The sequence below is a fragment of the Rhodococcus aetherivorans genome (assembly GCF_025722975.1).
GTDB classification, from domain to species: Bacteria; Actinomycetota; Actinomycetes; order Mycobacteriales; family Mycobacteriaceae; genus Rhodococcus; species Rhodococcus aetherivorans.
In genome coordinates this window covers 2,653,797-2,674,948 of the sequence record NZ_CP106982.1, presented here as the reverse complement: position 1 = coordinate 2,674,948, position 21,152 = coordinate 2,653,797, and the positions used below count along the sequence as shown (strand labels likewise).

General features: G+C 71.0%; 22 protein-coding genes. 10 read left to right on the top strand and 12 right to left on the bottom strand.

The window, feature by feature from the left end:
• The first annotated feature begins 245 nt into the window (after positions 1–245).
• From OCS65_RS12180 to OCS65_RS12170, 3 genes are read left to right on the top strand one after another with little or no spacing between them, the layout of a single operon-like run.
• Complete coding sequence (locus OCS65_RS12180; RefSeq protein ID WP_102799157.1) at positions 246–1,238, top strand: ABC transporter substrate-binding protein; 993 nt, start codon at positions 246–248, stop codon at positions 1,236–1,238.
• 31 nt (positions 1,239–1,269) lie between these two features.
• Positions 1,270–2,331 carry an ABC transporter substrate-binding protein gene (locus OCS65_RS12175; RefSeq protein WP_006940535.1) on the top strand — a complete coding sequence of 354 codons (1,062 nt, stop codon included), beginning with the start codon at positions 1,270–1,272 and terminating at the stop codon, positions 2,329–2,331.
• Between the two features lie 29 nt (positions 2,332–2,360).
• Positions 2,361–2,837: an NUDIX hydrolase gene (locus OCS65_RS12170; RefSeq protein WP_006940537.1), complete on the top strand. Its 477-nt coding sequence runs from the start codon at positions 2,361–2,363 to the stop codon at positions 2,835–2,837.
• A 95-nt stretch (positions 2,838–2,932) separates the two neighbouring features.
• On the opposite strand, the gene nrdF is transcribed toward OCS65_RS12170, so the two are convergent.
• From nrdF to OCS65_RS12130, 8 genes are all read right to left on the bottom strand, one after another.
• On the bottom strand, positions 2,933–3,940 hold the full coding sequence (nrdF, locus tag OCS65_RS12165; protein ID WP_006940539.1) for a class 1b ribonucleoside-diphosphate reductase subunit beta: 1,008 nt from the start codon (positions 3,938–3,940) through the stop codon (positions 2,933–2,935).
• A gap of 44 nt (positions 3,941–3,984) precedes the next feature.
• Positions 3,985–6,066 (bottom strand): class 1b ribonucleoside-diphosphate reductase subunit alpha, encoded by a 2,082-nt coding sequence (gene nrdE / locus OCS65_RS12160; protein ID WP_206530652.1) that lies wholly within the window; start codon positions 6,064–6,066, stop codon positions 3,985–3,987.
• A 184-nt stretch (positions 6,067–6,250) separates the two neighbouring features.
• Positions 6,251–6,679: a class Ib ribonucleoside-diphosphate reductase assembly flavoprotein NrdI gene (nrdI, locus tag OCS65_RS12155; protein WP_006940545.1), complete on the bottom strand. Its 429-nt coding sequence runs from the start codon at positions 6,677–6,679 to the stop codon at positions 6,251–6,253.
• Positions 6,680–6,748: 69 nt separating this feature from the next.
• Entirely contained in the window at positions 6,749–6,979 is a 231-nt protein-coding gene (locus OCS65_RS12150; RefSeq protein ID WP_006940556.1) for a redoxin NrdH, read from the bottom strand.
• A 197-nt stretch (positions 6,980–7,176) separates the two neighbouring features.
• Positions 7,177–9,288 carry a xanthine dehydrogenase family protein molybdopterin-binding subunit gene (locus OCS65_RS12145; RefSeq protein ID WP_231772699.1) on the bottom strand — a complete coding sequence of 704 codons (2,112 nt, stop codon included), beginning with the start codon at positions 9,286–9,288 and terminating at the stop codon, positions 7,177–7,179.
• Complete coding sequence (locus OCS65_RS12140) at positions 9,285–10,274, bottom strand: FAD binding domain-containing protein (protein WP_231772698.1); 990 nt, start codon at positions 10,272–10,274, stop codon at positions 9,285–9,287. Before OCS65_RS12140 ends, OCS65_RS12145 begins: the two co-directional genes overlap by 4 nt.
• Positions 10,271–10,819 carry a 2Fe-2S iron-sulfur cluster-binding protein gene (locus OCS65_RS12135; protein WP_006940562.1) on the bottom strand — a complete coding sequence of 183 codons (549 nt, stop codon included), beginning with the start codon at positions 10,817–10,819 and terminating at the stop codon, positions 10,271–10,273. Before OCS65_RS12135 ends, OCS65_RS12140 begins: the two co-directional genes overlap by 4 nt.
• Positions 10,820–10,959: 140 nt before the next feature.
• Positions 10,960–11,520 (bottom strand): NAD(P)H-dependent oxidoreductase, encoded by a 561-nt coding sequence (locus OCS65_RS12130; RefSeq protein ID WP_006940564.1) that lies wholly within the window; start codon positions 11,518–11,520, stop codon positions 10,960–10,962.
• Between the two features lie 88 nt (positions 11,521–11,608).
• Between OCS65_RS12130 and OCS65_RS12125 the strand changes: the two genes are divergently transcribed.
• Positions 11,609–12,238 (top strand): TetR/AcrR family transcriptional regulator, encoded by a 630-nt coding sequence (locus OCS65_RS12125; RefSeq protein ID WP_006940565.1) that lies wholly within the window; start codon positions 11,609–11,611, stop codon positions 12,236–12,238.
• Between the two features lie 5 nt (positions 12,239–12,243).
• Positions 12,244–13,035, top strand: a complete 792-nt coding sequence (locus OCS65_RS12120; RefSeq protein ID WP_029544491.1) for an META domain-containing protein — start codon at positions 12,244–12,246, stop codon at positions 13,033–13,035.
• Positions 13,036–13,050: 15 nt separating this feature from the next.
• Here OCS65_RS12120 and OCS65_RS12115 read toward each other — a convergent pair whose 3' ends face one another.
• Positions 13,051–13,599, bottom strand: a complete 549-nt coding sequence (locus OCS65_RS12115; RefSeq protein ID WP_006940567.1) for a nucleosidase — start codon at positions 13,597–13,599, stop codon at positions 13,051–13,053.
• Positions 13,596–14,369: a fructosamine kinase family protein gene (locus OCS65_RS12110; protein ID WP_043798877.1), complete on the bottom strand. Its 774-nt coding sequence runs from the start codon at positions 14,367–14,369 to the stop codon at positions 13,596–13,598. Before OCS65_RS12110 ends, OCS65_RS12115 begins: the two co-directional genes overlap by 4 nt.
• Before the next feature lie 75 nt (positions 14,370–14,444).
• Between OCS65_RS12110 and nadE the strand changes: the two genes are divergently transcribed.
• A complete protein-coding gene (gene nadE, locus OCS65_RS12105; RefSeq protein ID WP_006940569.1) occupies positions 14,445–15,284 on the top strand; it encodes an ammonia-dependent NAD(+) synthetase in 840 nt (279 codons plus the stop codon).
• 89 nt (positions 15,285–15,373) lie between these two features.
• Here the strand turns inward: nadE and OCS65_RS12100 are convergent, their stop codons facing one another.
• Positions 15,374–15,634 carry a MoaD/ThiS family protein gene (locus OCS65_RS12100; protein WP_006940570.1) on the bottom strand — a complete coding sequence of 87 codons (261 nt, stop codon included), beginning with the start codon at positions 15,632–15,634 and terminating at the stop codon, positions 15,374–15,376.
• Positions 15,627–16,688, bottom strand: a complete 1,062-nt coding sequence (gene moaA, locus OCS65_RS12095) for a GTP 3',8-cyclase MoaA (protein ID WP_029544496.1) — start codon at positions 16,686–16,688, stop codon at positions 15,627–15,629. The genes OCS65_RS12100 and moaA overlap by 8 nt, the downstream gene beginning before the upstream one ends.
• A gap of 120 nt (positions 16,689–16,808) precedes the next feature.
• Between moaA and OCS65_RS12090 the strand changes: the two genes are divergently transcribed.
• The 4 genes from OCS65_RS12090 to OCS65_RS12075 all read left to right on the top strand — a co-directional run bounded on the left by OCS65_RS12090 (position 16,809) and on the right by OCS65_RS12075 (position 21,141).
• Positions 16,809–18,056, top strand: a complete 1,248-nt coding sequence (locus tag OCS65_RS12090; protein ID WP_037200982.1) for a molybdopterin molybdotransferase MoeA — start codon at positions 16,809–16,811, stop codon at positions 18,054–18,056.
• A complete protein-coding gene (gene moaCB / locus OCS65_RS12085; RefSeq protein ID WP_006940573.1) occupies positions 18,053–19,099 on the top strand; it encodes a bifunctional molybdenum cofactor biosynthesis protein MoaC/MoaB in 1,047 nt (348 codons plus the stop codon). The genes OCS65_RS12090 and moaCB overlap by 4 nt, the downstream gene beginning before the upstream one ends.
• On the top strand, positions 19,092–19,538 hold the full coding sequence (locus OCS65_RS12080; RefSeq protein ID WP_029544500.1) for a molybdenum cofactor biosynthesis protein MoaE: 447 nt from the start codon (positions 19,092–19,094) through the stop codon (positions 19,536–19,538). The genes moaCB and OCS65_RS12080 overlap by 8 nt, the downstream gene beginning before the upstream one ends.
• 175 nt (positions 19,539–19,713) lie before the next feature.
• Positions 19,714–21,141 (top strand): DEAD/DEAH box helicase, encoded by a 1,428-nt coding sequence (locus OCS65_RS12075; protein ID WP_029544502.1) that lies wholly within the window; start codon positions 19,714–19,716, stop codon positions 21,139–21,141.
• Positions 21,142–21,152: the final 11 nt, after the last annotated feature.

Genomic DNA, 21,152 nt, shown 5'->3' with positions numbered 1-21,152 from the left:
GCGCGCTCGACTCGCAGTGCGAGACGAACGTTCTCTGGCTTGCGCTGATCGAATCGTAGACGGTGCGACCACCGCACGCTCACCGGGTCCTACTCAGTGTCGTACTCGGCGGTCGAGCATACCGGCGGGGGTCTGTGACCCACGCAACCCGGGGCCGTGGCACACCTCACCGAGCACACGGTTTCGCCCGCACACTAAGGTAAGCGTTCCCTAACTGTTTGCGATCCCGAGAGACGAGGTCCACCGTGTATCCCCTCCCCCTGCGCCGCGGCATCGCCGCCCTGGCGGCGTCCCTGACCGCGGCCGTGCTGCTCGCGGGCTGTTCCTCCGGCGAGACGGCCGAGCAGACCCCCGCCACCGCGGGCTTCCCACGCACCGTCGAGCACTTCCGCGGAACGACCACCGTCGAGTCCCAGCCGCTGCGGGTCGTCGCGCTCGACACCAGCTACGCGGACGCGACGCTGCTGCTCGAGTCCGACCTCGTCGGCTACGTCGACTACCGCACCGAGGGACTGCCCGACTACCTCGGTGACAGCCGCCGGCAGTTCGCCGCCGAGGCCACCTCCGTCGGTGCGGTCTCCGACGCGAGCCTGGAGAAGATCGCCGCGCTGCACCCCGACCTGATCCTGTCCGCCGACGTGCGCGACGGCGAGAACTACGACAAGCTCTCCGCCATCGCGCCCACGGTCTTCTCCGAGAGCACCGGGCCGACGTGGAAGGACAACATCCGTCTCGCCGCGCGGGCCCTCGGCAAGGAGGACCTCGCCGAACAGAAGATCGCCGACTACGAGGCCCGGGCGAAAGCCATCGGCGACGAGATCAACGCCACAGCCGGCAACCCCACCGTCTCGGTGGTCCGCTTCGCCGGTGAGCCCACCGCCCGCCTCTACCGCACCACGTCGTTCAGCGGCATCGTCCTCGAGGACGCCGGCCTGGCCCGCCCCGCGAGCCAGGGACCCGACCCGGCCGATCCGAGCAGCATCATGAACGCGATCAGCCCCGAACTCATCGGCGAGGCGGACGCGAATGTGATCTTCGTCAGCATGTACCGCGACGGGGAGGGCAAGTCCGAGGCGGCGGCGCAGCCGTTCCTCTCCAACCCGCTGTGGCAGAACCTGCGCGGCCGGAAGGTGGACGTGGACGACAGCCTGTGGATGACGCCGGTGTCCATCCAGGGCGCGCACGAGATCCTCGACGACCTCGCCGAGGCGTTCGGGGTCGATCCGCACACCAGTTAACCTGGACCGTCCCCTAGACAGGAGTGGTCGTATGCCCGCAGCGTCCCGGTCTCGCGCCGTCACGTGCACCGTCGCCCTCGCCGCCGTCGCGGCACTCGGGTTGGCGGGATGCGCGGAGGCGACGGACGATCCGGCGAGCAGCATCGTGCGCACCACCACCCGCATCGCCGGGGCGGCCGTCGTCGGGATCGAACGCGACACGACCACCGCGTGCGCGCTCCCCAGCCCCCCGGACCCGGGGCAGCCCGCCGGCGGCACCCGGTCGGTGATCCACACCGGCGGCGTCTCCGAGGTGCCCGCCGACCCGCAGCGGATCGTCGTGCTCGACGCCGCCGCGATGGACGCGGTGTGCGCCCTGGGCCTGTGGGAGCGGGTGGTCGGCACGACCACCGACGTCGCCCGGGCCGAGTACCTGGGCACGGGGATCGCGACGCTGCCGTCGGTGGGCACCACATCGGCGCCCGACGTCGCGCTCATCGACGGCGTGGAGCCGGACCTCATCCTCGGCTCGTCCGCCGACCCGGAGCTCTACCGCCGGCTCGGCACCGTCGCGCCGACGGTGCTCGTCGGCTCCGACCCGGTGTTCTGGCGGCAGCAGTTCCTCCGCGCCGGCGAAACACTCGGACGCTCGCAAGCGGCCGGCCGCGTGCTCGACGACTACCGCGCGACCGCGACGGACGTCGGCAAGGCGGTGACCGCGTCGCAGACCCAGGCGTCGATCGTGCGGTTCAACGGCGACGGCGCCGTCGTCGAGGGCACCGCCTCGTTCGCCGGACAGGTCCTCGCCGACGCCGGCGCCGCGCGCCCGCCCGCACAGCGGTTCGGTGTGCAGGACGGGCGCGCGGACGCCCCGCTCGACGAGGCCGACCCGGCCGCCGCGGAGGGCGACCTGATCTACGTCCGCTTCGCCGGCGAGGACGGCGTCGCGCACGGCAGCGAGGTGATGGACTCCGAGGCGTGGCTCGAGCTCGGGGCGGTCACCGACAGCCGGCTGTTCGCGGTGGACGACCTGGTGTGGTCCACGCCCGGCCCGGTGGCCGCGAAGGCCGTCCTGACGGATGTGCGCAACACCCTCAACGGCTATTCCAACTGAGTCGACCTCGTCGAAAGGCGCCCGGGGACATGCCTATTCCGGAGTTCGTCGCGCAACTGCGCGCACAGGTCGGTCCCGCGCCGCTGTGGCTGCCCGGCGTCAGCGCCGTCGTCGTCGACCCCGACGGACGGGTGCTGCTGACCCGTCGCGCGGACAACGGCCTGTGGGCCGTGGTCTCGGGCATCCTGGAACCCGGCGAGGAACCCGCCGTCGCGGCCGTGCGCGAGGTGCGGGAGGAGACCGGCGTCGACGCCGAGATCGTCCGGCTCACGAGCGTGGACGTGACCGCTCCGATCACCTATCCCAACGGGGACGTCGCGCGGTACCTGGACGTGTGCTTCCTGATGCGCCCGACGGGTGGCGTGGCCCACGTCGCCGACGACGAGAACCTCGAGGTGGCCTGGTTCGCGCCGGATTCGTTGCCGCAGAACATGACCGCCACGTCGGTGCTGCGCCTGGAGAAGGCGCTGCGGGACGTGCCGGAGGCGTGGTTCCGCCGCCCCTGACGGTGCGCCTGACGCCCACCTGACGGCCGAATGTCACACGTGCTCGATCAGATCGAACGCGTGTGACATTCGGCCACAACAGGTGGACCGTGGGGTCAGAAGTCCCAGTCCTCGTCCTCGGTGACGACGGCCTTGCCGATCACGTACGAGCTGCCCGAGCCGGAGAAGAAGTCGTGGTTCTCGTCGGCATTCGGGGACAGCGCGGACAGGATCGCCGGGTTCACGTCGGTCTCGTCCTTGGGGAACAGCGCCTCGTAGCCGAGGTTCATCAGGGCCTTGTTGGCGTTGTACCGCAGGAACTTCTTGACGTCCTCGGTGAGCCCGGCCTCGTCGTAGAGGTCCGCGGTGTACTGGGTTTCGTTGTCGTACAGCTCGAACAGCAGATCGAAGACCCAGTCCTTGAGCTCGTCGCGCTCGGCCTGGGTGATCTGCTCGAGGCCGCGCTGGTACTTGTAGCCGATGTAGTAGCCGTGCACGGCCTCGTCGCGGATGATCAGCCGGATCATGTCCGCGGTGTTGGTCAACTTCGCCCGCGACGACCAGTACATCGGCAGGTAGAAGCCCGAGTAGAACAGGAACGACTCGAGCAGCGTCGAGGCAGCCTTGCGCTTGAGCGGGCTGTCGCCCTGGTAGTAGTCGAGGACGATCTGCGCCTTGCGCTGCAGGTTGTCGTTCTCTTCCGACCAGCGGAACGCGTCGTCGATCTGGCGGGTGGAGCACAGCGTCGAGAAGATGCTCGAGTACGACTTGGCGTGCACCGACTCCATGAACGCGATGTTGGTGAGCACCGCCTCCTCGTGCGGGGTCACCGCGTCCGGGATCAGCGACACCGCGCCGACGGTGCCCTGGATCGTGTCGAGCAGGGTCAGACCGGTGAACACGCGCATGGTCAGTTCCTGCTCGTACTCGGTGAGCGTGCCCCACGACGGGATGTCGTTGGACACCGGGACCTTCTCCGGCAACCAGAAGTTGCCGGTGAGGCGGTCCCACACCTCCGAGTCCTTCTCGTCCGGAACGCGGTTCCAGTTGATCGCCGAGACGCGGTCGATCAGTTTGACGTGGGCGCCGTCGGCCGGCGAGTGCGCGCGGGGTGCGGAGGTCATCTGTCTTTCCCTACCTGAGTTTCGATGTGTACCGGCAAGATTCGTCACAGCATGCAGGAGACGCAGCCCTCGACCTCGGTGCCCTCGAGCGCCATCTGCCGCAGCCGGATGTAGTACAGCGTCTTGATTCCCTTGCGCCAGGCGTAGATCTGCGCCTTGTTCACGTCGCGGGTGGTGACGGTGTCCTTGAAGAACAACGTCAGCGACAGGCCCTGGTCGACGTGCTGGGTGGCCGCCGCATACGTGTCGATGATCTTCTCGTACCCGATCTCGTACGCGTCCTGGAAGTACTCCAGGTTGTCGTTGGTCAGGTAGGGAGCGGGGTAGTAGACGCGGCCGATCTTGCCCTCCTTGCGGATCTCGATCTTCGACGCCACCGGGTGGATGGAACTGGTGGAGTTGTTGATGTACGAGATCGACCCGGTCGGCGGCACGGCCTGCAGGTTCTGGTTGTAGATGCCGTGCTCCTGGACCGACGCCTTCAGCGCACGCCAGTCGTCCTGCGTGGGAATCGCCACGTCGGCGTCGGCGAAGAGCTGCCGCACGCGGGCGGTGGCCGGCTCCCACACCTGGTCGGTGTACTTGTCGAAGAACTCGCCCGAGGCATACTTCGACTCGGGGAAGCCCTTGAAGTACGTGCCCCGCTCGATGGCGAGCCGGTTCGACGCGCGCAGCGCGTGGAACAGCACGGTGTAGAAGTAGATGTTCGTGAAGTCGACGCCCTCTTCGGAGCCGTAGAAGATGCGCTCACGGGCGAGGTAGCCGTGCAGGTTCATCTGCCCGAGGCCGATCGCGTGGGAGTCGTTGTTGCCCTGCTCGATCGACGGCACCGAGTAGATGTGGGTCTGGTCCGACACGGCGGTCAGCGCCCGGATCGCCACCTCGATGGTGTGCGCGAAGTCCGGCGAGTCCATCGCCTTGGCGATGTTCAGCGAGCCGAGATTGCACGAGATGTCCTTGCCCACATGGCTGTAGGACAGGTCCTCGTTGAACGTCGACGGCGTGGAGACCTGCAGGATCTCCGAGCACAGGTTCGAGTGGGTGATCTTGCCCTGAATGGGATTGGCCCGGTTGACGGTGTCCTCGAACATGATGTACGGGTAGCCGGACTCGAACTGCAGTTCCGCAACCGTCTGGAAGAACTCGCGCGCCTTGATCTTCGACTTGCGGATGCGCTTGTCGTCGACCATCTCGTAGTACTTCTCGGTGACGTCGATGTCGGCGAACGGCACACCGTAGATGCGCTCGACGTCGTACGGCGAGAACAGGTACATGTCCTCGTTGCGCTTCGCCAGCTCGAACGTGATGTCGGGGATGACGATGCCCAGCGAGAGGGTCTTGATGCGGATCTTCTCGTCCGCGTTCTCGCGCTTGGTGTCGAGGAAGCGGTAGATGTCGGGGTGGTGGGCGTGCAGATACACCGCGCCGGCGCCCTGGCGGGCCCCGAGCTGGTTGGCGTAGGAGAAGGAGTCCTCGAGCAGCTTCATGATCGGGATGACGCCGGAGGACTGGTTCTCGATCTGCTTGATCGGCGCCCCGTGCTCTCGGATGTTGCTCAGCAGCAACGCAACCCCGCCTCCGCGCTTGGACAGCTGCAGTGCCGAGTTGATCGAGCGGCCGATGGACTCCATGTTGTCCTCGATGCGCAGCAGGAAGCAGGAGACGGGCTCGCCGCGCTGCTTCTTGCCGGAGTTGAGGAACGTCGGGGTCGCGGGCTGGAACCGGCCGGAGATGATCTCGTCGACGAGGTGGGTCGCGAGCTGCTCGTCGCCGGCGGCCAGGGTCAGCGCGACCATGCAGACGCGGTCCTCGAACCGCTCCAGGTAGCGCTTGCCGTCGAACGTCTTGAGCGTGTACGAGGTGTAGTACTTGAACGCACCCAGGAACGTCGGGAAGCGGAACTTCTTCGAGTAGGCGTGCTCGAAGAGCTGCTTGACGAACGGGCGGGAGTACTGCTCGAGCACCTCGGGCTCGTAGTAGTTCTCCTCCACGAGGTAGTCGAGCTTCTCCTCGAGGTTGTGGAAGAACACCGTGTTCTGGTTGACGTGCTGCAGGAAGTACTGGCGCGCGGCGGCGACGTCCTTGTCGAACTGGATCTCGCCGTTGGGCCCGTAGAGGTTCAACATCGCGTTGAGCGCGTGGTAGTCGAGTCCCTTGAGGGATTCGTCGATCTTGGCGCTCGCTGCCGGCGCGGCATCGGTGACGGTCACGGTGCTTGCTCCCACTGTGAGTAGACGGGTTCGCCGCGCACCCGTATCCCCGACGGTGACGCAGCGTTGATGGAGTGGACGAGTGTGGGTGAGGTCGCGGTTACGCCGACTGCAACGCCTGCGCCCAGAACTGTGCCAGGCCCTCGCGGACGCGCTCGACGTCCTCGGCGGTACCCATCAGTTCGAACCGGTAGAGGTACGGGACCTTGCACTTCTGGGAGACCACATCCCCGGCGTAACAATAGGATTCGCCGAAGTTGGTGTTGCCGGCGGCGATGACCCCGCGAATCAGCGCACGGTTGCGCGGATTGTTGAGGAACCGGATGACCTGCTTGGGCACGAAGTTCGTGTCCCGGCCGGTCGCGGTGGTGCCGCCGCCGTAGGTCGGCAGGATCAGCACGTACGGCTCGTGCACCTCGAAGGTGCCGTCACGGTCGTGCAGCGGAATCCGGGTGGCCGGCAACCCCAGTCGCCGGACGAATCGGTGCGTGTTCTCCGATGTGCTCGAGAAATACACCAACGAGGTCATGGATGTCTCACATCACTTCGCTCGGGTCCGGCGACCGGCCGCAGGGGCGGTGGGTCGGCGCGCGACGGGTCAGGCGGCGACGGCGAGGGCCTTGATCCGGTCCGGGCGGAAGCCGGACCAGTGCTCGTCACCGGCGACCACCACGGGGGCCTGCAGGTAACCGAGGGCCATCACGAAGTCCCGCGCTTCCGGGTTCTCCGAGATGTCGACGACGGCGTACTCGATACCGGCCTTGTCGAGGGCACGGTAGGTGGCATTGCACTGAACGCAGGCAGGCTTGGTGTAGACGGTGATGTTCATGGTTTCCCCTTTTCGACAACCTGACGACTGACTGCACAGCAGTGCCTCGAGGCCCGTCGTACCAGCACGATCCCGCTTCCCCGAGGGACCGGAAACGATCAAGCCTTCCAGCGCTCTAGACACTACACCTAGTGGCCGACAGATTCATAGAACGCGAGATGTTGTGAGTTACAGCCGTGATATTCCCAGGTCGTTACTCACCGCGCGGGGCTGTCGGGCAGGTACGGGAGCACGTCCTCGAGGTGCACCGGAAGCCGGCGCACCCGCGCCCCGGTGGCGTGCCGGAGGGCATTGACGACCGCCGCGGCGCTGCCGACGATGCCGATCTCCCCGACCCCGCGCGACCCCATCGGTGTGGCGTGCCGGTCGTCCTCGTCGAGCCAGCTCGCGTCCACGTCGCCGACGTCGGCATTGGTGGGGATGTGGTACTCCGCGAGGTCGTGGTTGACCACGTGGCCGGTGCGGGGATCGCGGATGCTCTCCTCGTGCAGGGCCATGGAGATGCCGAAGCACATCCCGCCGATCAGCTGCGAACGGGCGGTGCGGGGGTTGACCACCCGGCCCACGGAGAACACGCCGAGCATCCTCGGCACCCGGATCTCGCCCGTGTCGACATCCACCCGCACCTCGGCGAAATGCGCGCCGAACGACTGGATGCGGTAGTGCTCGAGCGCGGGATTCTCCTCGGCCGTCGCCGATGCCTCGGCACCCGGCTCCGGCCGATCCCCGTGCCGCTTGCGGAACGCGTGGGCCGCGGCGACGATCGCCGTGCCCCACGACGAGGTACCGGAGGATCCGCCGGCGACGGTGGCGTTCGGCAGGGCCGAGTCACCGATCTCGAGATGGATGTCCTCGGGCCGGCAGCCGAGCGCGTCGGCCGCGACGAGGGTGAGCGTGGTCCATGCTCCGGTCCCGATGTCCGCGGCGCCGGTGCGGACGGTGAAGCGCCCGTCGCCGTCGTGCCGGACCGCGACCTCGGTGCCGGGGTTGACCAGGTGCGGGTAGCTCGCCGCGGCCACTCCGGTCCCCACGAGCCACCGGCCGTCGCGGCGGGTGCCGGGCGTGCGGTCGGCGGCGTCCCAGCCGAAACTGCGACTCCCCTCCCGCAGGCACTCCACCAGCCGGCGCGAGGACCAGGGCCGGCCGGACTCGGGATCGGCGGGCGGGTCGTTGCGGACCCGCAGTTCGATCGGGTCCATGCCGCACGCCACCGCCAGCTCGTCCATCGCGACCTCGCCGGCGAACATCCCGGGGGCCTCCCCCGGCGCACGCATCCAGTAGGGCGCGGGCACGTCGAGCGCGACGATGCGGTGCGAGGTGCGCCGATACGGCGAGGCGTACATCCCCCGCGACGACACCGCCGTCTGCTCCGCGTACTCGCGCACGTGCGAGGACTGCGAGAAGGCCTCGTGCACCATGGCTTCGAGACGCCCTTCCCGGCTCGCGACGAGGCGGACGTGCGAGACGGTGGGCGGCCGGTAGCCGACGTACCCGAACATGTCCTGCCGGGACACGGCGAACTTGACCGCCCGACCGGGCAGCAGGCGCGCCGCCATCGCCGCCACGACGTCGTGCGCGTGCGGCGCCCCCTTGGACCCGAAACCACCCCCGACGTAGGGACTGATCACCCGCATCTGCTGGGGGCGCAGACCGAGCACGGGAGCCAGCGTGGAGACCACGCCGTGGGCGCTCTGCGTGGAGTCGTACAACGTCAACGACTCGCCGGACCACTCGGCCACGACCGTGTGCGGTTCGAGGGGGTTGTTGTGCTCCTCCGGGGTGGAATACCAGCCGTCGACCACGACGCCGTCGCGCTCCGCGGCCTCGGCCGCTGCGGCATCGCCCTGTTCCGTGTCGGTCGGATATCCGCCGTTGGCCTGTTCCGGGGCATAGCTGCGCGGGTGGTCGTGCCGGAACGCGACGTCGTGCGGCGCGGACTCGTACTCCACCCGGACCAGTTCGCTTGCGTGTCGCGCGATCTCGGGCGTCTCGGCGACCACGGCGGCGACGATCTGCCCCCGGAAGGCGACGTCCGGGCTCTGCAGGACCGCGTACTCGGCCTCCGAGGTGTCCGCCAGGCGGGGGGCACTCCACGGGGTGAGAACGGCGAGCACGCCGGGCAGGGCCTCCGCCTCCGCGGTCTCGATGCGGGTCACCGTTCCCCGCGCCACGGTTGCCGTGACCGGGACGAGGTAGGCCGGGTCGTCGACCGGATGCTCGTACGCGTAGGGCGCGGTTCCGGCCACCTTCCGCGGGCCGTCCACCCGCGGCGTCGACGTGCCGATCGGGCGCTGGGCCGAGTGGGTCATGCGACTGCCTCCGAGGTGAGTTCACGCAGTACCGAGACGAGGGTGCGGCGCAGCAGCGGCACCTTGAACTCGTTGCCGTCGAGGGGCCGGGCATCGGCGAGTTCCGCGTCGGCGGCCGCAGCGAAGACGCCGTCACCGGGGGCGCTCCCCAGCAGGACGTGCTCGGCGCGATGGGCGCGCCACGGCCGGTGCGCGACGCCGCCGAGGGCGATGCGGCATCCGGTGACGACGCCGTCGGCGACCGTCAGGTCCGCCGCCACCGAGACGAGCGCGAACGCGTACGACGCCCGGTCGCGCACCTTGCGGTACGTCGAGACGGCGCCTTCGGGCGCCGGGATCTCGACGTCCAGGATCAGCTCGTCGCGCTCGAGCACCGTGTCGTACTCGGGGCTTTCGCCGGGAAGCCGGTAGAGCTGCTCGACGGGGATGCACCGCTCCCCCTGCGATCCGAGCACCGTCACCTGGGCGTCGAGCGCGAGCAGCGCCACCGCCATATCCGACGGGTGGGTGGCGACGCACTGTTCGGAGGCGCCGAGGATGGCGTGGTAGCGGGTGTAGCCACCGATCGCGGTGCAGCCGCTGCCCGGGGTGCGCTTGTTGCACGGGATCGACGGGTCCCGGAAGTACACGCAGCGGGTCCGCTGGAGCAGATTGCCGGCGGTGGTGGCCATGTTGCGCAGCTGCGGGGAGGCGCCGGCCAGCAGGGCCCGGGCCAGGACCGGGTACCGGCGGCGGACGATCGGGTGGGCGGCCAGGTCGCTGTTGCGCACGTTGGCGCCGACGCGCAGCCCGCCTTCGGCGGTCTCCTCCACGATGTCGAGCGACAGGCGGGAGACGTCGACGAGGACGTCGGGCGCGGTGACGCCGAGCTTGAGGTGGTCCACCAGGTTCGTGCCGCCGGCGAGGAAGGCGGCACCCGGGTGGCCGGCGACCGCGGCGACCGCGGCGGCGGGATCGGCAGGCGTCTCGTAGCGGAACGTCTTCACGAGCAGTGCCCCTCCCCGCGCGCGACGTGGCGGAGCGCTTCGACGATGTTGGGGTAGGCCGCGCAGCGGCACAGGTTTCCGCTCATGCGTTCGCGGATCTCGTCGTCGGTCAGTTCCGGGTCCTGTGTGAGGTCCGCGGTGACGTGGCTCGGGGAACCCTTGGCGGCCTCGTCGAACATCCCGACGGCGGAGCAGATCTGGCCCGGTGTGCAGTAGCCGCACTGGAAGGCGTCGCATTCGACGAACGCCTGGGGCAGGTGCGAGGGACCGTCGTCCGCGATGCCGGCGGCGGTGACGACGTCGGCGCCGTCGTGGGCGACCGCGAGCGACAGGCAACTCACGATGCGCCGGGAGTCGAGCAGGACCGTGCACGCGCCGCACTGGCCGTGGTCGCAGCCCTTCTTCGGGGAGTAGATCCCGAGCCGGTCGCGCAGGGCATCGAGGAGCGTGGTGCGCACGTCGACGGTGCAGCGGCGCTCACGGCCGTCGACGCGCAGGGTGATCGTGTGCTCGTGTTCGCCGGGACTGTCGCTCTCGTGCGCCATGGGCTCCTCCGTCGCGGTGGGGACTGGCGAGGTATTCCCCGCAGCATGCCCCGGCAATCACGGCTGCGGGCGCGAATGGGGTACGGACGGTGACGGCCCCGGACCTGGCGTGGTCCGGGGCCGTTCGGTGTGCGGCCGGCTCAGGCGTCGACGAGTTCCCGGCGGGCGTCGGCGAGCTGGGCGAGCAGCGCGGAGATCTGCTCGGCGACCTCGGCGTTCTCCTTGGGGTGGGCGTCGCCGAACTTGTCGATGGTGCCGCCGATGGACAGCTGCAGGCCCGTCCGGCTGCCGGCGATGCCGAGCGCCTTGACGGTCTCCTCGAGCGCCCACTTCGCGCCGTTGCCGCTGGGCGAGGCGCTGATGACGGCGACGGGCTTGCCGGCCAGGGCGCCGGCGCCGTACGGGCGGGAGAGCCAGTCGATGGCGTTCTTGAGCACGGCGGGGATGGTGCCGTTGTACTCGGGGGTGACGAGCAGGAGGGCGTCGGCCTCGCTCGCCGCGACGCGCAGCGCCCCGGCGGCGACGGGCGCGCCGGTCTCGCCGTCGAGGTCCTCGTTGTAGAAGGGCACCTCGCCGAGGCCTTCGTACACGGAGACCTCGACGCCCTGCGGCGCGACGGCGGCCGCGGTCTCGGCGAGGCGGCGGTTGACGGAGGCGGAGCGCAGGCTGCCGACGAGAGCGAGAACGCGGGTCTGGGACATGGGGGTGTTTCCTTCGGTTCGGGTGTCCGGGTCTGACTCCACTCTAAACGGACCGCGGTCCACTTCCATTCCCGGGCGGTACTGTGACGTGGTGAACATTCCGCTGCTGCCGCTGGTCGGGGACGAGGGCGTCGAACGGTGCGACGCGGCCCGCAACCGGCGCCGGCTCCTCGAGGCGGCCTCGCTCCTCGTCGCCGAACGCGGCGTCGACGCGGTCACGATGGACGCCGTCGCCGCGCGCGCCGGGGTCGGCAAGGGCACCGTCTTCCGCCGCTTCGGCTCCCGTGCGGGACTCATGCGCGCCCTGCTCGACCATTCCGAACAGGCCCTGCAGCAGCAGTTCCTCACCGGTCCCCCGCCGCTCGGACCCGGCGCCGATCCCGTCGACCGGCTCGTCGCGTTCGGTCGTGCCCGCATCCGTCTCGTGGAGGTGCAGGGCGAGGTGCTCCGCGCCGCGGAGAGTTCCGCCGAGGCCCGGTTCAATGCCCCGGCACGGGCCGTCAGCCTGACCCACATCGAGGTCCTGCTTCGCGCTGCGGGTGTCGACGGCGACCTCCCGCTGCTGGCCCAGGCCCTGTTCGCCCCGCTCGAGGCCACCCTGGTCCTGCATCAGTGGCGCGATCTGGGGTTCTCGCTCGACCGGCTCGCCGACGGGTGGGCGGACCTGGCCCGCCGCGTCGTCACGGCGCCGCCCGCCGCCGGGCGGGCGGTACCGTGACCGGCATGCGGCGGACTCTCGGGCTCTCGATTCTCCTCGCGCTGGCCGCGACGACGGCCGCCTGCGCGGGCGACGGCGCCGCCGCCCCGCCCCAGGACCCGGCCGTGCTCGTGGGGCGGGCGTTCGTCTCCACCGCCGTGTCGGGCCCGCAGATTCCCGGCGGCGGCCCACTGGTCGTGGAGTTCCCCGATGCGGGCCGGATCGCCGCCACCGCCGGCTGCAACCGTTCGTTCGGGTCGGTGGAACTCGGCGACGGCGTGCTGCGCGCCGATCGGCTCGGCAGCACTCTCATGTCGTGCCCGCCGCCGCTCGACCGCGCCGACACCTGGCTGTCCGATCTGCTGGCGTCGGAACCGCGCTGGCGTCTCGACGGCGACGTACTCACCCTCGACGGCGGCGAAGTGTCCGTCTCACTGCTCGACCGCACGGTCGCCGACCCCGACCGTCCCGTCGTGGACACGCACTGGGTGCTCACCGAACTCGTCACGGCCGACGCGGTGTCGACCTCCCGCGCCCTCGAGGACGCCGCGCCCACCCTGACCGTCGCCGGCGACGGCACGGTCTCGGGCAGCACCGGCTGCAACCGGTTCACCGGTACCGCCACCGTCGGAGACACCGTGGTCACGTTCGGGCCGCTGGCCACCACCCGCGCGGCGTGCCCCGACCCGGAGCTCGCGCGGATCGAGTCGGCCGTCCTGGGAGTGCTGTCCGGCGAGGTGCGGTACACGGTCGAGGGTGCGGCGATGCGGCTGACCGCCGCCGACGGTGTCACCGGTCTCGGATACACCGCCCGCTGACGAGCCGGCTTCGGCTCAGTACCGCTCGACCAGCCACTGCGCGAGTGCGCGGGCACTGGCATCGACCTTGGCCGGCCAGTCCAGGGCGGTCTCGTCGGCGTGGTCGCTCACGTGCTTGACGAGCCGGCACTGCGCGCCCATGCGGGATGCGGCGAGCGCGACCGCGAAGCCCTCCATGTCGACGAGGTCGGCGCGGGCGGCGAGCGCGTCACGCACCTGCGCGTCCGAGACGAAGGAATCGCCCGTGGCGAGCACCGTCCCGTCCCCGTCGTCGAGTTCGAGCACGTCCTCGACCGGGTAGCCGAGGCTGCGCAGCACCTCGCTGCTGATGTCGTGATTGATCACCGCCGAGGGGACGTAGAGGCCGCCGTGGTGCAGGTGTAGCGCCCCGGCGGTCCCGATGTTGACCACCACCGGCGGGGTCCCGCGCCGGTGCCGCGCCAGCGCCTCGGTCACCGCGACGGCCGCGTGCACCTTGCCGATGCCGGTGATCACCGTCTCGTAGTGCGCCGGCACGTGCGCTGCCTCGGACTTCGTGGCGGCGACGACGAGGATCTCGGTCAACTCTTCTCTCCCAGCGCGAGGGTCGCGAGCGCCGCCCGGTGCAGCGCCCGCCCGTACCCCGCACCGTAGCCCGCCGCGTGCACCGCCAGCGGATGCAGCTGGTGCATCGGCACGCGCTCGCGCCATCCGGCCCGCAGCGGGCACGTGGCGTCGTAGGCCGCGACGATCTCGTCGAGCCGGGGGCAGCCGAACAGCGCCAGCATCGCCAGGTCCGTCTCGCGATGACCGCCGTGCGCCGCCGGGTCGATCAGCACCACCCCCGCGGCGGTCCACAGCACGTTGCCGTTCCACAGGTCGCCGTGCAGGCGGGCGGGGGGTGCACCGTCGTCGAACTCCCCGGCGGCGACGCGCGCGCAGGCCCGCTCGACGTCGGGCAGCTGCGCGGCGGTGACGCTGCCGGCGTCCACCGCGATCCGCAGGAACGGCTCGACCCGTTCCACCACGTAGAACTCGCCCCAGCTCGCGTGGACCGTGCTACTCATCGGCCGCTTGCCGATGAACAGCTGGCCGTCGAATCCGTCCGGTGCGCAACCGAATCCGGCGGCGCCCGCGGCGTGCATACGCGCCAGGCGAGCGCCGAACTCCCGAGCCGCCGCGGCGGTGGGGGCCGCCTCGGTCAACCGCTCGAGGTCGATGTGGTCCACCCCGACGTCGCGGACACCGGCAACGGGCATGCCGGCGTCCGCGAGCCAGGCCAGCCCGGCGGCCTCGGCGCGGAAGAAGTCGGGGTGAGCCCCGGCCCGGTGCTTGCGGAAGACGTCGCTGCTCATCGCCACGAGTGTGCCCGCGGCGCGCCGCGCATGTCACCCGAGCAGACCGTCGGGCGTCCCGCTAGGGTTCGGAATATGGCGAACCTTCGCGAGCAGATCATCGAGGAACTCGGCGTCCGGCCGACGATCGACCCCCGGGCGGAGGTCCGGTCCCGCGTGCAGTTCCTGAAGGACTACGTCGTGTCGACCCCCGCCAAGGGGTTCGTTCTCGGCATCAGCGGCGGTCAGGACAGCACCCTCGCCGGCCGGCTCGCCCAGCTCGCGGCGGAGGAACTGCGGGCCGAGGGCCGCGAGGCCGAGTTCGTCGCGGTGCGGCTGCCCTACGGCGAGCAGGCCGACGAGCACGACGCGCAGGTCGCGCTGGAGTTCATCGGTCCCGACCGCTCGTTGCGGATCAACGTCAAGCCCGGTGCCGACGCCTCGGCCGCCGAGGTCGGGCAGGCCATGCACGAGATCTACGGCAACGGATCGCAGCTGAGCGACTTCGTGCGGGGCAACATCAAGGCCCGCGAGCGGATGATCCTGCAGTACGCGATCGCCGGCGAGCTCGGCTACCTGGTGGTCGGGACGGACCACGCCGCCGAGGCGGTGACCGGGTTCTTCACCAAGCACGGCGACGGCGGGGTGGACCTGACCCCGCTCGCCGGCCTGACGAAGCGGCAGGGCGCAGCGCTGCTGCGCGAACTCGGGGCCCCCGACAGCACCTGGCAGAAGGTGCCGACCGCGGATCTCGAGGAGGACCGGCCGGCCCTTCCGGACGAGGTGGCCCTGGGCATGACCTACGCGGAGATCGACGACTACCTCGAGGGCAAGGACGTCACCCCGGAGCTGGCCGAGAAGCTCGAGCGGACGTTCCTGAACACCCGGCACAAGCGGACGGTGCCGGTGTCGCCGTTCGACACCTGGTGGCGCTGACAGCCACCCCGCCCGGCGGCCGGGGCCGATCCGCCCCGCCCGGCGGGTCGGGCCTGATCCGCTCAGCCCGGCGGCCGGGCCTGATCCCGTCAGCCGCCGGCGAACGGCGGGAGGACGTCGACCGTAGGTCCGGCGGCGCGTCCGAGGTCGCGGGTGAGTTCGGAGTCGATGAGGAACGCGGCCACCGACAACACCCGCGCCATCTCGGCGCCGTGACGGTCGATCAGGGCGGTCTTGAGGGTACCCAGATCCACCGACGGCGCCAGCGCCACCGTCTCCTTCTCCACTCCGGCCGCGTCCGCCGCCGCCGCGAAATACCGCACCTCGATGCCCGTCACGGTCTCACCCACCGATAGCTCCCATGCTGCGCTGCGGCGGGGTGAAGTCCGCCGCGTCGATGCCGTGTCCGGCCCACTTGTTCCACATTGCACCACGCCACAGCGCGGCGAGCTCGTCGTCGTTCGCGCCGCCGCGCAGCGCCGCCCGCAGGTCGGTCTCCCGGTCGCTGAACAGGCACGAGCGCACGGTGCCCTCCGACGTCAGGCGGGTGCGGTCGCAGTCCGAGCAGAACGACCGGGTCACCGACGCGATGATGCCGACCGTCGCGGGCCCGCCGTCGACCGCCCAGCGTTCGGCCGGCGCCGACGGGTCCTCGCGGCCGACCTCGGTGAGGGCGAAGCGGGCGGAGAGCACGTCGAGCAGCCGCTGCGCGGGCACCATGTTCGCCCGGGCCCACTCGTGGTCGGCGTCGAGCGGCATCTGCTCGATGAACCGCAGCTGCACGCCCTCGTCGAGGCACCAGGCCAGCAGGTCCGCGGCCCCGTCGAGGGTCTGCGGCATGAGCACCGCGTTGACCTTCACCGGCGCGAACCCGGCCGCCTTGGCCGCGCGGATCCCGTCGAGCACCGAATCCAGCCGATCGCGCCGGGTCAGCCGGGCGAACCGCGCGCGGTCGACCGAGTCCAGGGAGATGTTGACCCGGGTCAGGCCCGCCTCCGCCAGCGCCCGGGCACGATGGGCGAGTCCCACCGCGTTGGTCGTCACCGCCAGCGGGATGCCGGGGACGGCGCGCGCACACCCGGCGACGATCTGCTCGAGGTCCCGCCGCATGAGCGGCTCCCCGCCGGTGAAGCGCACCTCCCGGACCCCGAGCCGGTGCACCGCGACGGCCACGAGCCGCACGATCTCGTCGGCGCTGAGCAGCCGCTCGCGCGGGATCGCCGGCAGCCCCTCCTCGGGCATGCAGTACGTGCAGCGCAGCGAGCACTTCTCGGTGATCGACACCCGCAGGTCGCGCGCGACACGCCCGAACCGGTCCAGCAGTTCGGGGGTGTCGGGCCGGTCGGAGACGTCGTCGGCCGCGGCAGGGCGCACCGCCGGGATCCCCACGTGCACCGCGGTCATCGGGCCTCCGTCCTCATGACCCTCAGTATGCCGTCGCGGGCCCCGTCGTGCGGGAGGAGCAGAAACCACGACCCGGACGAGGACGCACGGCGCCGCGAGCGGTGTGCCTAGGATTGGCCCATGGCGGGCGGCAGGCGGTCGGTGGAGGAGCATGCGCGACACGTGGCGACGTTGCTCTCCCCGTTGCTGATCCGCGGTACCGAACCGGTGCCGCTGCTCGAAGCGCTCGGCCGGGTGCTGGCCGAGGACGTCGTCGCTCCGATCGACCTCCCCACCTTCCGCAATTCGCAGATGGACGGCTACGCGGTCGACACGGCCTCGCTCACCGCGGCGCCCGCGACCCTGCCCGTGCGTGCCGTCCTCGCGGCCGGCGACGGGGTCGTCGCGCACGTGCCCGGGACCGCCACCAAGATCATGACCGGCGCGCCACTGCCCACCGGTGCCGACGCCGTCGTTCCCGTCGAGGACACCGTGCCGGTCGAGGACACCGTGCCGGCCGAGGACACCGTGCCGGCCGAGGACACCGCGGCCGAGGGGCGGGGACTCCGGGTCACGGTGTGCACGCTGCCCGAACCGGGGGCATACGTGCGCGAGCGCGGCAGCGACATCCACCGCGGTCGCACGCTGCTGCCCGCGGGCACTGTCGTCGCGGCCCGGCACGTCGCGGCGCTCGCCGCCGTCGGCCTGACCCACGTGTCCGTCCGGACTCGGCCGCGCGTGGCGGTGATCTCGACCGGCAGCGAACTGGTGCCCGGAGGAAGCGTTCTCGCCCCGGGCAAGATCCACGACTCGAACGGGCCGGCCCTGGCCGCCAGCGCGGCCGCCAACGGGGCGCTGGTGGTCTCGGTGGATCGCAGCGGCGACGATGCGGAGGTGTTCGCGGCGAAACTCGCTCGCGCCGCCTCCGTCGCCGAGGTGGTGTTCACCTCGGGCGGGGTGTCGAAGGGCGACTTCGAGGTCGTCAAGGACGTGCTCGGCCCGCGAGGGGCCGAATTCGTGTCGGTGGCGATGCAGCCGGGCGGTCCGCAGGGCACGGCACTGGTGGATTCCGTGCCGGTGCTGACCTTCCCCGGCAATCCGGTCAGCGCGCTGGTCTCGTTCGAGGTGTTCGCCCGGCCGGTACTGCGGGCCGCCGCGGGGCTGCCCGCCGTCGAGCCCGAGACCCGTCCTCTGTCAACAGGTCTCAGCTCCGTGCCGGGCAAGCGCCAGTTCCTGCGCGCTCGCCGCGACGGCGGCGCCGTGGTGGCGATCCCCGGCGCCGGGTCCCACCTGATCGCCGCGATGGCCACCGCGGACGTACTGCTCGACATCCCCGCCGACACCTCGGACCTCGAACCCGGAGAACTCGTGAAGGTACTACCGCTATGACCGAACCGCACGACCTCACCCCGCCCGACGGCGGGGCCCTGAGTCACCTCGACGACAGGGGCCGCGCCCGCATGGTCGACGTGTCCGGCAAGGCCGACACCGCCCGCGTCGCGGTCGCCGCCGGCGAACTCGTCACCACCGCGGAGGTGGTGTCGCTGGTGCGGGCCGACGACATGCCCAAGGCGGACGTGCTCGCCACCGCGCGGATCGCCGGGATCGCGGCGGCCAAGCGCACGTGGGAGCTGATTCCGCTGTGCCACCAGTTGGCGCTGTCGTCGGTGAAGGTCACCTTCGGGTTCACCGACACCGCGATCACGATCGAGGCGACGGCAAAGACGAAGGGCCCCACAGGCGTCGAGATGGAGGCCCTCACCGCCGTCGCGGTGGCCGGGCTGACGTTGCACGACATGGTCAAGGCCGTCGACCCCGCCGCGGTGCTGAACGGAGTGCGGTTGGTCTCGAAGGAGGGCGGCAAGCGCGGGCACTGGCAGCGCGACGAGGCGGAGACCGCCGCACCGGCGGAGGACGAGACCGTCACGCCGGACGAGGACGACATCCTGGAGCAGGCCGGCGTGCCGGCGACGGTGCTCGTCGCGTCCACGGGTGTGGCTGCCGGTACGCGGGAGGACAGGACGGGCCCGCTGATCGCGGACTTTCTCGAGGCGCGCGGCTTCACGGTGCGGGGTCCGCTGGTGTATGCCGACGCGGACATCGCGTGGGGCCTCGAGGACGCGCTCGCCGGCGACCCGGCCCTGGTGATCTCCACCGGCGGGACCGGCGCCTCCCCCACGGACGCGACCCCGGAGGCGACGCTGGCGCTGCTGGACCGCGAGCTGCCGGGGGTCGCCGAGGCCATCCGCCTGCGCGGCCTGCAGGCCACCCCGCACGCCTCGCTGTCACGCGGCGTGGCCGGGCTGGTGGGCCGCACGGTGGTGGTCAATCTGCCCGGCTCACCGGGTGGCGTGAAGGACGGGCTGGCGGTGCTCGAGCCGATTCTCGGCCACCTGCTGGCCCAGGTCGCCGGAGGAGGCGCGCATGAATGAGCTGCTGGCACGGATCTCGGCCGAGCCGCTCGACCCGGCGTCGGTGGACGCCGCGGTCGCCGGCCCCCAGCACGGGGCGGTGGTGCTGTTCAGCGGGGTGGTGCGCAACCACGACGGCGGGCGCGCGGTGAGCGCGCTCGAGTACCGGGCGCACCCCGAGGCGGAGCGATTCCTGCGTCGCTGTTGCGAACAGGTGGCGGCGGAGTCGGGACTGCCGGTCGCCGCGGTCCACAGAGTGGGCGATCTCACCATCGGCGATCTCGCGCTGGTGGCGGCGGTGGCGGCACCGCACCGGGCCGAAGCCTTCGCTGTGTGCGCCGAACTGGTCGAACGCATCAAACGCGAGGTCCCCATCTGGAAGCGGCAGCGATTCGCGGACGGTCTGTCCGAGTGGGTCGGCCTCGACGCGTGCGCCGACGAGCATCCCGGCGTGGGGTAGGCTGCGGTAGTTCGGGCATCACGACGATGCTCACCGTCGTGGGATACCGGCGGGCCGGGATCGTGCCCGGTTCCGCATGCAATACCGGCATCGGCTTTCCTTGCGGCGATCCACTGCGCCCTCCGAGATCGTCTCGGGGTGCGTGCACGCTGCATCGAAAGGCAGTTCTGTACCTATGACCGTTTCCTTCTCCGACCTCGGCGTCCCCCGGACCCTGGTGGCCTCCCTGGGCGACAGCGGCATCACGAGCCCGTTCCCGATCCAGGTCGACACGCTGCCCGACACGCTGGCCGGCCGTGACGTGCTCGGCCGGGGCCGCACGGGCAGTGGCAAGACGCTGGCGTTCTCCATTCCGCTCGCCGCGCGCCTGGCCGGCCGCGCCACCCGCGAGGCCGGCCGCCCGCGTGGGCTGGTGCTGGCCCCCACCCGCGAGCTGGCCACGCAGATCGCCGCGGTCGTCGAGCCCCTCGCGCGGGTCGCCGGGCTGCGGGTGACCACCATCTTCGGCGGAGTGTCGCAGAACCGGCAGGTCGACGCGCTGCGCCGCGGCGTGGACATCGTGATCGCCTGCCCGGGCCGCCTCGAGGACCTGATGCGGCAGAAGTTCGTCACGCTCGACGCGGTGGAGATCACCGTGCTCGACGAGGCGGACCACATGGCCGATCTCGGCTTCCTGCCCGGCGTGACGCGCATCATGAACGCGACCCCCAAGGACGGTCAGCGCCTGCTGTTCTCGGCCACGCTGGACAACGGCGTCGACAAGCTCGTCAAGCGGTTCCTGCGCAACGAGGTGCTGCACTCGGTCGACGAGGCGCACTCCCCGGTAGCGGCGATGACCCATCACGTGTTCGACGTCGACAACGCCGACACGAAGAAGGACCTCGTGCGGACCCTGGCGTCCGGTACGGGCCGGCGAATCCTGTTCATGCGCACCAAGCATCAGGCCCGCAAGCTCGCCCGTCAGCTCACCGAGTCCGGCATCCCGGCGGTCGATCTGCACGGCAACCTGTCGCAGAACGCGCGCGACCGCAACCTCGCGGCGTTCTCCTCCGGTGAGGCGCGTGTGCTCGTGGCCACCGACGTCGCGGCCCGCGGCGTCCACGTCGACGACGTGGAACTGGTGGTGCACGTCGACCCGCCGGCCGAGCACAAGGCGTACCTGCACCGTTCGGGCCGTACGGCTCGCGCCGGGAGCACCGGCGACGTCGTGACCGTGGTGCTGCCCGAGCAGCGCAAGGATCTGGCCGTCATCATGCGCAAGGCCGCGATCAAGGTCACTCCGGTGCGGGTGACGGCGAAGTCGGAGCACGTGCTGGACCTGGTCGGCGAGATCGCCCCGCACGTGAGCCCGTCGGTCAAGCAGGCCGCACCGGCCCCGTCCGGCGGTGGATCGCGACGGCCGGCCCGGCGCAGCGGCAGCGGGGCCGCTCAGCGCGGCGCCCGGCAGCACGGCGGCGGGGCCGCCCGGCAGCACGGCGGCGGGGCCGCCCGGCAGCAGGGCGCGTCGCGGCAGGAGCAGCCGGCGGCCCGGCAGGAACGCGCCGGCCAGGCCGGGGGGCGCCGGCGTCGCCCGAATCACACGTCGGCGACCGCCGCACGGTAGGTAGGTCCCCG

What these genes read in the sequence shown, in the direction of transcription:
- moaCB (WP_006940573.1), top strand. Translation starts at nt 18,053, where the DNA reads ATGACCGAACCGCACGACCTCACCCCGCCCGACGGCGGGGCCCTGAGT.
- OCS65_RS12135 (WP_006940562.1), bottom strand. Translation starts at nt 10,819, where the DNA reads ATGGCGCACGAGAGCGACAGTCCCGGCGAACACGAGCACACGATCACC.
- OCS65_RS12170 (WP_006940537.1), top strand. Translation starts at nt 2,361, where the DNA reads ATGCCTATTCCGGAGTTCGTCGCGCAACTGCGCGCACAGGTCGGTCCC.
- nrdE (WP_206530652.1), bottom strand. Translation starts at nt 6,066, where the DNA reads ATGTTGAACCTCTACGGGCCCAACGGCGAGATCCAGTTCGACAAGGAC.
- nadE (WP_006940569.1), top strand. Translation starts at nt 14,445, where the DNA reads ATGGCGAACCTTCGCGAGCAGATCATCGAGGAACTCGGCGTCCGGCCG.
- OCS65_RS12075 (WP_029544502.1), top strand. Translation starts at nt 19,714, where the DNA reads ATGACCGTTTCCTTCTCCGACCTCGGCGTCCCCCGGACCCTGGTGGCC.
- OCS65_RS12120 (WP_029544491.1), top strand. Translation starts at nt 12,244, where the DNA reads ATGCGGCGGACTCTCGGGCTCTCGATTCTCCTCGCGCTGGCCGCGACG.
- OCS65_RS12145 (WP_231772699.1), bottom strand. Translation starts at nt 9,288, where the DNA reads ATGACCCACTCGGCCCAGCGCCCGATCGGCACGTCGACGCCGCGGGTG.
- OCS65_RS12130 (WP_006940564.1), bottom strand. Translation starts at nt 11,520, where the DNA reads ATGTCCCAGACCCGCGTTCTCGCTCTCGTCGGCAGCCTGCGCTCCGCC.
- nrdI (WP_006940545.1), bottom strand. Translation starts at nt 6,679, where the DNA reads ATGACCTCGTTGGTGTATTTCTCGAGCACATCGGAGAACACGCACCGA.
- OCS65_RS12175 (WP_006940535.1), top strand. Translation starts at nt 1,270, where the DNA reads ATGCCCGCAGCGTCCCGGTCTCGCGCCGTCACGTGCACCGTCGCCCTC.
- moaA (WP_029544496.1), bottom strand. Translation starts at nt 16,688, where the DNA reads ATGACCGCGGTGCACGTGGGGATCCCGGCGGTGCGCCCTGCCGCGGCC.
- OCS65_RS12090 (WP_037200982.1), top strand. Translation starts at nt 16,809, where the DNA reads ATGGCGGGCGGCAGGCGGTCGGTGGAGGAGCATGCGCGACACGTGGCG.
- OCS65_RS12150 (WP_006940556.1), bottom strand. Translation starts at nt 6,979, where the DNA reads ATGAACATCACCGTCTACACCAAGCCTGCCTGCGTTCAGTGCAATGCC.
- nrdF (WP_006940539.1), bottom strand. Translation starts at nt 3,940, where the DNA reads ATGACCTCCGCACCCCGCGCGCACTCGCCGGCCGACGGCGCCCACGTC.
- OCS65_RS12110 (WP_043798877.1), bottom strand. Translation starts at nt 14,369, where the DNA reads ATGAGCAGCGACGTCTTCCGCAAGCACCGGGCCGGGGCTCACCCCGAC.
- OCS65_RS12080 (WP_029544500.1), top strand. Translation starts at nt 19,092, where the DNA reads ATGAATGAGCTGCTGGCACGGATCTCGGCCGAGCCGCTCGACCCGGCG.